General features: G+C 51.8%; 1 protein-coding gene. It reads right to left on the bottom strand.

Annotated elements, in window-relative coordinates; all coding sequences use genetic code 11:
• Window positions 1–550: tetratricopeptide repeat protein (locus R7R78_RS28795; RefSeq protein ID WP_225474927.1), on the bottom strand; the 550-nt coding region annotated here is incomplete at both ends.

The raw sequence follows: 550 nt of genomic DNA, 5'->3' as shown, positions 1-550 counted from the left end.
GTCTTTCCATGCTTCGCCTGCATGGTACATCGCTTCTGCGCTGCCGCCCTCAGCAGCACGTTCCAGCCAATAGCAACCTTTCACCATGCTCTTGTCTGCGCCAATGCCGTTTAGATAACACAAGCCGACTTGAATTTTGCCTTCTGCACTGTCTTTTTCTGCCGCTTTCATAAACCAGTAAAGCGCATCGGCTTTATGGCCTGAAGTATTTTCAGGCGAGAGCTGCCACTCTCCCATGTAAAGCATCGCAGCAACGCAACCTTCTTCGGCCGCCGTCTCGATGAGTTGATGGCCTTTCGGGATGTTCTTCTCTACCCCTCGACCAAACACCAGTGCTTTACCTGTCGTGAACTTCGCTTCAATATCACCTTCCATGCCCGCGATGGCAGTTCGCCAGAAGTTCGCCTGCTCTTTTAAGATCACATCTTCTCGCATGCGCTCACTAAGGCGCACAATGCCGTACATGCCTGTCACGTTATCCAACTTCGCCGCTTTGTCGTACCAATACAGCGCTTGTCGAACGTTGTCCCGCTCAGCTTCTTTCGCTAAA

The organism is Vibrio sp. 2134-1 (genome assembly GCF_033339495.1).
Note: the sequence above shows the minus strand (reverse complement) of the source record. Positions and strands in the feature narration are given on the sequence as shown.